The organism is Pseudomonas syringae pv. tagetis (assembly GCF_022557255.1).
Lineage (GTDB): Bacteria > Pseudomonadota > Gammaproteobacteria > Pseudomonadales > Pseudomonadaceae > Aquipseudomonas > Aquipseudomonas caricapapayae.
The window spans coordinates 5,720,631-5,730,000 of the sequence record NZ_CP092923.1 but is presented as its reverse complement, the minus strand read 5'-3'; the positions used below and the strand labels follow the sequence as shown (position 1 = coordinate 5,730,000).

General features: G+C 55.5%; 4 protein-coding genes and 3 rRNA genes (1 of these 7 running past the window's edge). 3 read left to right on the top strand and 4 right to left on the bottom strand.

Annotation, left to right across the window (positions count from 1 at the left end):
• From MME58_RS25635 to rrf (MME58_RS25625), 3 genes are all read left to right on the top strand, one after another.
• Window positions 1-2,597: ribosomal RNA gene (locus MME58_RS25635) — 23S ribosomal RNA — on the top strand; it begins 297 nt to the left of the window's first position.
• 149 nt (window positions 2,598-2,746) lie between these two features.
• Window positions 2,747-2,862 (top strand): 5S ribosomal RNA (gene rrf, locus MME58_RS25630).
• 107 nt (window positions 2,863-2,969) lie between these two features.
• Window positions 2,970-3,085 (top strand): 5S ribosomal RNA (rrf, locus tag MME58_RS25625).
• Window positions 3,086-3,201: 116 nt separating this feature from the next.
• On the opposite strand, the gene MME58_RS25620 is transcribed toward rrf (MME58_RS25625), so the two are convergent.
• Genes MME58_RS25620 through MME58_RS25605 form a run of 4 tightly spaced genes read right to left on the bottom strand, consistent with a single transcriptional unit; the run spans window position 3,202 to window position 8,920 of the window.
• A complete protein-coding gene (locus tag MME58_RS25620) occupies window positions 3,202-3,678 on the bottom strand; it encodes an SRPBCC family protein (protein WP_055005708.1) in 477 nt (158 codons plus the stop codon).
• A gap of 33 nt (window positions 3,679-3,711) precedes the next feature.
• Entirely contained in the window at window positions 3,712-7,158 is a 3,447-nt protein-coding gene (locus tag MME58_RS25615; protein WP_055005707.1) for a non-ribosomal peptide synthetase, read from the bottom strand.
• Window positions 7,155-8,102, bottom strand: coding sequence for a diiron oxygenase (locus MME58_RS25610; protein WP_055005706.1), 948 nt, complete (start codon window positions 8,100-8,102; stop codon window positions 7,155-7,157). The genes MME58_RS25615 and MME58_RS25610 overlap by 4 nt, the downstream gene beginning before the upstream one ends.
• A 41-nt stretch (window positions 8,103-8,143) precedes the next feature.
• Window positions 8,144-8,920, bottom strand: coding sequence for a DUF3050 domain-containing protein (locus tag MME58_RS25605; RefSeq protein ID WP_054985027.1), 777 nt, complete (start codon window positions 8,918-8,920; stop codon window positions 8,144-8,146).
• Window positions 8,921-9,370: the final 450 nt, after the last annotated feature.

Below are 9,370 nucleotides of genomic sequence, written 5' to 3'. Positions count from 1 at the left end.
TCTGGAAAGGACGGCCATAGTGGGTGATAGCCCTGTACGCGAAAATCCCTTTGCAATGAAATCGAGTAGGACGGGGCACGAGAAACCTTGTCTGAATATGGGGGGACCATCCTCCAAGGCTAAATACTACTGACTGACCGATAGTGAACCAGTACCGTGAGGGAAAGGCGAAAAGAACCGCGGAGAGCGGAGTGAAATAGATCCTGAAACCGTATGCGTACAAGCAGTGGGAGCCCACTTTGTTGGGTGACTGCGTACCTTTTGTATAATGGGTCAGCGACTTATTTTCAGTGGCGAGCTTAACCGAATAGGGGAGGCGTAGCGAAAGCGAGTCTTAATAGGGCGTCTAGTCGCTGGGAATAGACCCGAAACCGGGCGATCTATCCATGGGCAGGTTGAAGGTTGGGTAACACTAACTGGAGGACCGAACCGACTACCGTTGAAAAGTTAGCGGATGACCTGTGGATCGGAGTGAAAGGCTAATCAAGCTCGGAGATAGCTGGTTCTCCTCGAAAGCTATTTAGGTAGCGCCTCATGTATCACTGTAGGGGGTAGAGCACTGTTTCGGCTAGGGGGTCATCCCGACTTACCAAACCGATGCAAACTCCGAATACCTACAAGTGCCGAGCATGGGAGACACACGGCGGGTGCTAACGTCCGTCGTGAAAAGGGAAACAACCCAGACCGTCAGCTAAGGTCCCAAAGTCATGGTTAAGTGGGAAACGATGTGGGAAGGCTTAGACAGCTAGGAGGTTGGCTTAGAAGCAGCCACCCTTTAAAGAAAGCGTAATAGCTCACTAGTCGAGTCGGCCTGCGCGGAAGATGTAACGGGGCTCAAACCATGCACCGAAGCTACGGGTATCATCTCAGGATGATGCGGTAGAGGAGCGTTCTGTAAGCCTGTGAAGGTGAGTTGAGAAGCTTGCTGGAGGTATCAGAAGTGCGAATGCTGACATGAGTAACGACAATGGGTGTGAAAAACACCCACGCCGAAAGACCAAGGTTTCCTGCGCAACGTTAATCGACGCAGGGTTAGTCGGTCCCTAAGGCGAGGCTGAAAAGCGTAGTCGATGGAAAACAGGTTAATATTCCTGTACTTCTGGTTATTGCGATGGAGGGACGGAGAAGGCTAGGCCAGCCTGGCGTTGGTTGTCCAGGTTTAAGGTGGTAGGCTGAGATCTTAGGTAAATCCGGGGTCTCAAGGCCGAGAGCTGATGACGAGTGTTCTTTTAGAACACGAAGTGGTTGATGCCATGCTTCCAAGAAAAGCTTCTAAGCTTCAGGTAACCAGGAACCGTACCCCAAACCGACACAGGTGGTTGGGTAGAGAATACCAAGGCGCTTGAGAGAACTCGGGTGAAGGAACTAGGCAAAATGGCACCGTAACTTCGGGAGAAGGTGCGCCGGTGAGGGTGAAGCATTTACTGCGTAAGCCCACGCCGGTCGAAGATACCAGGCCGCTGCGACTGTTTATTAAAAACACAGCACTCTGCAAACACGAAAGTGGACGTATAGGGTGTGACGCCTGCCCGGTGCCGGAAGGTTAATTGATGGGGTTAGCGCAAGCGAAGCTCTTGATCGAAGCCCCGGTAAACGGCGGCCGTAACTATAACGGTCCTAAGGTAGCGAAATTCCTTGTCGGGTAAGTTCCGACCTGCACGAATGGCGTAACGATGGCGGCGCTGTCTCCACCCGAGACTCAGTGAAATTGAAATCGCTGTGAAGATGCAGTGTATCCGCGGCTAGACGGAAAGACCCCGTGAACCTTTACTATAGCTTTGCACTGGACTTTGAATTTGCTTGTGTAGGATAGGTGGGAGGCTTTGAAGCGTGGACGCCAGTCTGCGTGGAGCCAACCTTGAAATACCACCCTGGCAACTTTGAGGTTCTAACTCAGGTCCGTTATCCGGATCGAGGACAGTGTATGGTGGGTAGTTTGACTGGGGCGGTCTCCTCCTAAAGAGTAACGGAGGAGTACGAAGGTGCGCTCAGACCGGTCGGAAATCGGTCGTAGAGTATAAAGGCAAAAGCGCGCTTGACTGCGAGACAGACACGTCGAGCAGGTACGAAAGTAGGTCTTAGTGATCCGGTGGTTCTGTATGGAAGGGCCATCGCTCAACGGATAAAAGGTACTCCGGGGATAACAGGCTGATACCGCCCAAGAGTTCATATCGACGGCGGTGTTTGGCACCTCGATGTCGGCTCATCACATCCTGGGGCTGAAGCCGGTCCCAAGGGTATGGCTGTTCGCCATTTAAAGTGGTACGCGAGCTGGGTTTAGAACGTCGTGAGACAGTTCGGTCCCTATCTGCCGTGGACGTTTGAGATTTGAGAGGGGCTGCTCCTAGTACGAGAGGACCGGAGTGGACGAACCTCTGGTGTTCCGGTTGTCACGCCAGTGGCATTGCCGGGTAGCTATGTTCGGAAAAGATAACCGCTGAAAGCATCTAAGCGGGAAACTTGCCTCAAGATGAGATCTCACTGGAACCTTGAGTTCCCTGAAGGGCCGTCGAAGACTACGACGTTGATAGGTTGGGTGTGTAAGCGCTGTGAGGCGTTGAGCTAACCAATACTAATTGCCCGTGAGGCTTGACCATATAACACCCAAGCAATCTGCGTGAGATGAGCAGATTGCGGTGACTGTGAAGATGACACGAACCGAAGGTTTGCGGTCACGAACGCACCGAGCTATCACATACCCGATTTGCTGAAGCGCGCCGCAAGGCACGATTCGGTACCCGAATTTCTTGACGACCATAGAGCATTGGAACCACCTGATCCCATCCCGAACTCAGCAGTGAAACGATGTATCGCCGATGGTAGTGTGGGGTTTCCCCATGTGAGAGTAGGTCATCGTCAAGATTGAATTCCAGAAACCCTCATCGCTTACGCGTTGAGGGTTTTTGTTTAAGTAGAAGTCACCAAAATTCGCTGGAACGTTACCTGCTAACGGATCGGCAACAGAATTTCTTGACGACCATAGAGCATTGGAACCACCTGATCCCATCCCGAACTCAGCAGTGAAACGATGTATCGCCGATGGTAGTGTGGGGTTTCCCCATGTGAGAGTAGGTCATCGTCAAGATTGAATTCCGAAACCCCTCATCGCTCACGCGATGAGGGGTTTTGTCGTTATAGGCTAACAAATAAAAAGCCCGCTCAGGCATTCGCTCCGAGCGGGCTGCTGCGATGGAAGATGAATCAGCCGAACAGGCTACGCACGTTATTCATCGCGCCGTCAGCAAACCCCTGAAGAAACGCCTCAAAGTCATCCCCTTCAGGACCTCCCGGGACAGGGTCGGCAATAATGGTCCAGCTGGCCATACACGTATCCTCACCGCCAGGCTCTACAATCATTGCCGCCCATAGGTTGCTTACCGGCAAACTGGTGTGAATCAGTGACCAGGTCATGTACAGCGCTTGATCATCCCGAGAGTTCAACTGTTCGATGGCCACGCTGCCATCCTTGAAGAGCTTCTTGCGAACCGAACCCGGCCCACTGCCGGTGACTTCAGTGCTTTCCAACGCCGGTATAAACGCCTGGAAACCACCGAAATTCCCTGCGACAGCCCACACGCTAGCGGCATCACCAGGGACTTGCACGGTCGAAACCACTCGGCACGATACTGGGTTCTTGATAAGTGTGTCAGGCTTCAGATAGCTGTGAAATGTGCTCATGTCTTTCTCCATTTACATCAGTAAAGTATTGGCTCAGATAAAACCGATTTCTTTCAGGTAATCGCAGCCCTTGCGTAGCAACGCCGGGCTTTTCTGTGGGTATTGCTCGCCCATACGGCGGATGCCGGTCAGTGTGTTCTGGTACTCGATCATCGATATGTCGCCGATGTCTTCCTCGAATCCGTCGAGATAGAAACCCAGCACCCCAAACAAGGCGTTATGGCTGTCGACACGGCTGAGTTGGGCTTGCCATTGCTCCACGCTCACCAGTTCGAACTGGCGGCCTGCCTCGCGGAAGGCTTCCACGTAGTTGCTCCAGCTCAAGGGCTCGGGGTTATGCAGATTGAACACAGCGTTATCTGGCTGATAACGGCTGGCATGGAAGCCGATGAAGCGCGCCAGAAAGTCCACCGGCATCAGGTCGAAGTTGATTGAAAACTCCGGCACCTGACCCAGTTGCAAAGAGCCTTTGAGCATCAGCATCAGGCGATTTTTTTGTGGCTGGCAGACGCCGGTGAGGCTGTTAAACGAGATATTGCCCGGGCGATAAATGTTCACCCAGACACCCTGGTCCCGGGCACATTGCAGAACGCGCTCCGCCACCCACTTGGAAAGGTTGTAGCCGTTCTTGATATAGATCGGTGGAGTAGCCGCAGCGGGTTGTTCAAGCACGTTGCCTGCGGCATCGATAGCGCTGCAGGCCGACAGGGTCGAAACGAAGTTGAAGATCTTTTTACTGCGCCCCTCACACAACTTCAGGCATTCAAAGACGGGAGCAACATTGTCTGTAACAAGGGTTTCATAGTCCTGAACATGATTCACATTGGCCGCGTTATGCACCAGCGCACCGAACTCGCTGTCCAGCCGTTCGTACACCGCTCCGCCGAGACCCAGCCTGGGCTTCGTCACGTCGGCGGGATAGACCGTCACGCGGCTCAGATTCAGATGATCCAGACGGTTTTCCCGCAGTGCATATTCGAAACGTTGCTGCGCGCTTTGTCCCGGAGTTTCACGAACCAGGCAGGCGATCTCTGTCGCCCCCCAGTTCAGCAGCGCCTCAACGATGTGTACACCGAGAAAACCGTTGGCACCGGTAACAATCACCTTATGAACGTCGCCCAGCCTGCTGACCGGCAGTGTCGACAGTTGAATGTCGGGGTTTGCATCCCGCGCTGCCTGAGCGCTGATGGTGCCGGCCGAGGCACCTTTGCTGTCGATCAGGCCAGCCAGTGTCAGTACGTTGGGCGCTTCGATAAAACGGTTGATCGGGATGCTGCGCCCAAACTGTTCACGAACCCCCAGCAACAGGCGCGACAGCAGGATCGAATGACCGCCAAGGTTGAAAAAGCTTTCGTCAGTCGAGATGTCTTCCGCAGGCAGCTCCAACAGATCGGCCCATAGCACCAGCAGTGCTTGCTCGATCTCGCTCTGGGGCAGACGACACGTGCGCTGCCCACTGAAGCTCAGCGGTATTTCCAGAAGCGCCTTGCGATCTACCTTGCCATTACTGGCAAACGGCATATCGGGCAACGTCGTATAGACAGCAGGATGCATGTAGTCAGGCAGCAGGCCTTGCACATGGGCTCTCAACGCCGGTTCGTCATGCTCCAGAGAAGGTTGGGCGAGAAAAGCCAGAATTCGCCGCTGCCTGTCGATCACTACGGCGACCTGTCGATACAGTCCGCTGTCGCGCAGGCAATGCTCGATCTCTTCCGGCTCAACGCGAAAGCCGCGAATCTTCACCTGATTATCACGGCGCCCGCTCAATACAATGCCGTCAGCCGTCCACCTGGCGATATCTCCGGTGCGATAGGCCCGCAGTGGCTGCCCGTCCGGTTTGATCAGCCACACATAGCGCTCGGCGGTAAGTTCGGGATTGTTGACATAGCCTAGGCAAACGCCAGGACCTGCGATATACAACTCACCCTGCGTGTGCTCCGCCACCGGCTGCAAGTGCTCATCGAGAATCCAGGCCTGACTGTTGGCAATCGGTCTTCCCAAGTGCCGATTGCTGCTGGAAGGTCCGAACTCGCAGGCCGTGACCAGCACCGTGGCTTCGGTAGGACCATACAGGTTGTGGAAGTGGCATTGTCCGGCGAGCTGCGCAATCACGTGCGGCTCACAGACATCTCCGCCGGTCGTTACATGCTCAAGCCCCAGCGGCTGATCCAGCGGCAGAATACTCAACAGTGCCGGCGGCAGAAACGCGTGGGTGATGCCTTGTTGCAGCACGCCGACCAGTTGCAATGGATCACGCCGCTGGTCCTCATCGGGCACCACCAGCTCGGCACCACTGAGCCAGGTGGGGAAGATGTCGATGATCGACGAATCAAAACTCAGCGTAGAGAATTGCAGAACCCGGCTGTGTTCGCTCAGGTTTACATACTCGGCGTACCAGGCCGTGAAGTGGCTGAGGTTGCGTTGGCTGAGCAGTACACCTTTTGGTTGCCCGGTAGTGCCCGACGTATAAAGCGCCATGCAGGGCGCATCAGGATCGGTGCTGACGCCTATCCGCGGTGAACCCACATCTTCCAGGCGCACGGCAGCGATATCCAGCGCTGGAAACTCTGCAGCGGCCAGCGGGTGCAAGCCATCGTGAAGCAACAGCATCGCCCCCGAGTTTTCCAGAATGTACTGTTGACGCTGCACAGGCTGGCCTGGATCAAGCGGCAGATAAATCGCACCGCAGCGCAGAATCGCCAGAATGCCCGCATACAGCTCCGGTGACTTGTGCAGGCAAATGCCGATCACGGGCGGGGTGTCAGCTTTCGCCTGCGCCAGCAGCGGCAGTAACAGACGTTGGATGGCGATGCTGTGCGCGTGCAGTGCTCTATAGCTGAGCGTCTGGTTGCTAACCGACAGTGCCGGGCGTTCGGCAAACTTCAGCAGTGCCTGCTCCAACCGGTGAGTGATCGGCGTTTCAGCCAGTGTCAGCAGGTGCGATTGTTCCGTTTGATTCAGGTGGTGCTCGAAGAGCAAGTGATCAATCGCCTGCAAGCCATTCAGCCGGTCGCTATGGGCGTGGGCTATGGCAGGCAGACTGTTGAAATACTCATCGTCTCTGGACAACCGGCTGACCTGCAACGCCGCCAGATCCACCATGCCTGCGACAGCAACATCCCGCAGTACGCGGCCGTTGCCTGATGCCTCGGCCGTCAGCCATTCATGAGCGATCAAGCATCGAGCGTCGGCCGTGCCGTGCCAGCACAGCAGCTCCAGGCGAGGCAGTCCGTGTTCCAGCGCCGTGCTGAAGCCGACCCGCAGGCTCAGAACTGTGCGCTGGTCAGACGGCTCAAGCCGTACCTCGCCCAGATCCAGGCTGCCGTCGTCGATCAAGACGCACGGGGCAGGCACCGTCAACGTCTGCAGCGCCTTTTGCTCATTCAGGTGCCGTATGCCATGCCCGTGAGCTTGCAGCTCGGCATTCAGTTCACTCAGGGTCAGGCTATGACCTATGAGTACAATCTCCAGGCGCTTCATTGCAGCGTTCCTTGCGCCGGCAGGTAGTCCGCCAGTGCACGTTGCACACAGGGATCGTCCAGCATCGAGCTGCTCTTGAAGAAGCGCACGATATTGGCGACCAATGGGTGGTGGCGGTTGACGGGAAAGCTCACGGCCCTGGTCTCGTCCTTGAGAGCCTGCTTGACGGCTTCCGGCACCTGCAAGTGCTCGATCAGGGTGAAATCGAAGCCGTTCTGGATGTCGTTGGTCAAATACTGAGCGATGAATACCGGCATGATCCGGGCGATGGACTCCCGATCCTGATCGGTCGCGGTGTGCCAGTAAATTCGTACCAGCCGCGCCCAGAATCCCGAGTGACGTCCCTCGTCCAGCAAATGGTCAGCCATCAGTCCCTTCACCGATTGCTTGACCGAGTCGTCCCTGGCGAACGCCGCTACGTCATTGGTGACGGTGTTCTCCGCGATCGCCACGCAGATCAGTTCAACCGCGCTGCGCAGATGCTCGGGAGCCAGTGCCAGCGCGGCGGGTATGGCTCGGCTGAGTTCGATTTCGTCAGGCAGCCGGATAGGCTCGATGCCGGTCAGAGCGATGGTCTGTTGCATGAAATCCATCGCCACCAGCGCGTGATAGTCCTCGTCGACCACCACTGTCATGGCGTCATAGCGGCAGGCAAACGGGAAGCGAATCGTGAAGTTGTCCTTGGCGATACTGCGCGCGGTCTTGTCGACGATCTCGGTTTCAAAGATCACCACATCGTTGATGAACTTGTAGAGGCTTTGGACCAACGCGTAGTTGCGTAAATGCGCGCATTCGCGGGTAAACGTATCGCTGAGCACCAGCGGCTGGCGGCTGACCGGGTAGATCAGTTTTTCATCGTTCTCGACGATCCTGCGTGGGCGTGTGCGAATGGTGGCGCGACCTTCCCACGCATCGATGAACGACATGTAGTCTTCTGCTTTCATGATGGCTTCCTTGTAAAGGCTTCAGGATGTTGCGAGGGGGTCTACGCACTGGCCTGCATCAGCGGCGTTCGCATACTCATGCGCAGCGTGTCCCACAGCCGAGTCCTGCTTTCCACTGCGGCGATGGCCGCCTGATAAACCTCTCGCTCGCGCTGCGTGTCGCCAGCAACGAGGCGGGCCAGCAGCTGCTCGGCCGCCGGGCCGTGGTCCTCGGAGTCCACTTCGATGTGGCGCTCCAGGTAGTAGCGGAAGGTGGGTGCCTGGTCGACGGTGATGCCCCAGTCATCGAGGATGTTCTGGAACATCAGCGGGATAACGCTCTCTCGACCATGCAGGAAGGCGGCGGCAACGCTGTGTGCCGGTGCATGAAGGGCGGTGTCGAGGGTGTGGGTCACGAATGCCGAAGCGGCCTGGCCTGCGTTGACCCTTTGCAGCGCGGTCGTGTAATGCAGGCCCTGATTCTGCAGTTCGATGAAACGCTCGATCTGTAATGTGCTTGCGCCTATCTCGCGCATGGCATCCAGGTAGAGTTCGAAATGGCTGTAATGACCGGTGTCCAATCGGTCATCGGACTCTTCCCCCAGAACGATTTCATTGATCAGCCGGGCAGCGGAAGCATCCTTGGGTGGCAGCCATGGCAATTGCGTGCAGGTCAGTTCCTGTTGCAGGCGTTTGGTCAGGGACATGAAATCCCAGACGGCAAATACATGGGTTTCCATAAAACGTCGCAGAACGTCCAGTGTGGTGATTTCTGCAAAGATCGGGTGACGGCCAAGTTCAGCTTTCTTGTGTTCAAGCAACGTTTTCTCACAATGCATGATGATGTCCTTGTGCTCAGGATAGTGATAAGTAGTCGTGCAGTTATTCACGTTATAAGTTGCCGTCAGTGCAGAATGGACGTTATGAAGTACCTGGCGGCGGGGCGAGCAAGCGCCTGAGCGTGGCGACGCTCATTCGTCACGCACACGTCGGTTACTTCAATTAAACAGCCGGTCGCCGTTTTGTTTTTTCCGACAGCAGCCCTTGTAAAGGACAGTGTCGAGCCAGGCTTGCGGTCAATGACACAGACGGCGAAGAAAACTTAAAACAAATTTAATACGGTGCGCAATCATTTTTTTATAATATTAAAGTTGCTGTTTTTTGGGTGCGTAAGTTGTCATGTAAAACATGAGGAATATGTTTTACATGGGCGCAGGCAACCCGTCCGACTGATTAAGTCAGAATGATTAATAATGAGCGAATGCCTCGCTCGGCGTTGCCGTTCTGCG

What these genes read in the sequence shown, in the direction of transcription:
- MME58_RS25620 (WP_055005708.1), bottom strand. Translation starts at nt 3,678, where the DNA reads ATGAGCACATTTCACAGCTATCTGAAGCCTGACACACTTATCAAGAAC.
- MME58_RS25605 (WP_054985027.1), bottom strand. Translation starts at nt 8,920, where the DNA reads ATGCATTGTGAGAAAACGTTGCTTGAACACAAGAAAGCTGAACTTGGC.
- MME58_RS25610 (WP_055005706.1), bottom strand. Translation starts at nt 8,102, where the DNA reads ATGAAAGCAGAAGACTACATGTCGTTCATCGATGCGTGGGAAGGTCGC.
- MME58_RS25615 (WP_055005707.1), bottom strand. Translation starts at nt 7,158, where the DNA reads ATGAAGCGCCTGGAGATTGTACTCATAGGTCATAGCCTGACCCTGAGT.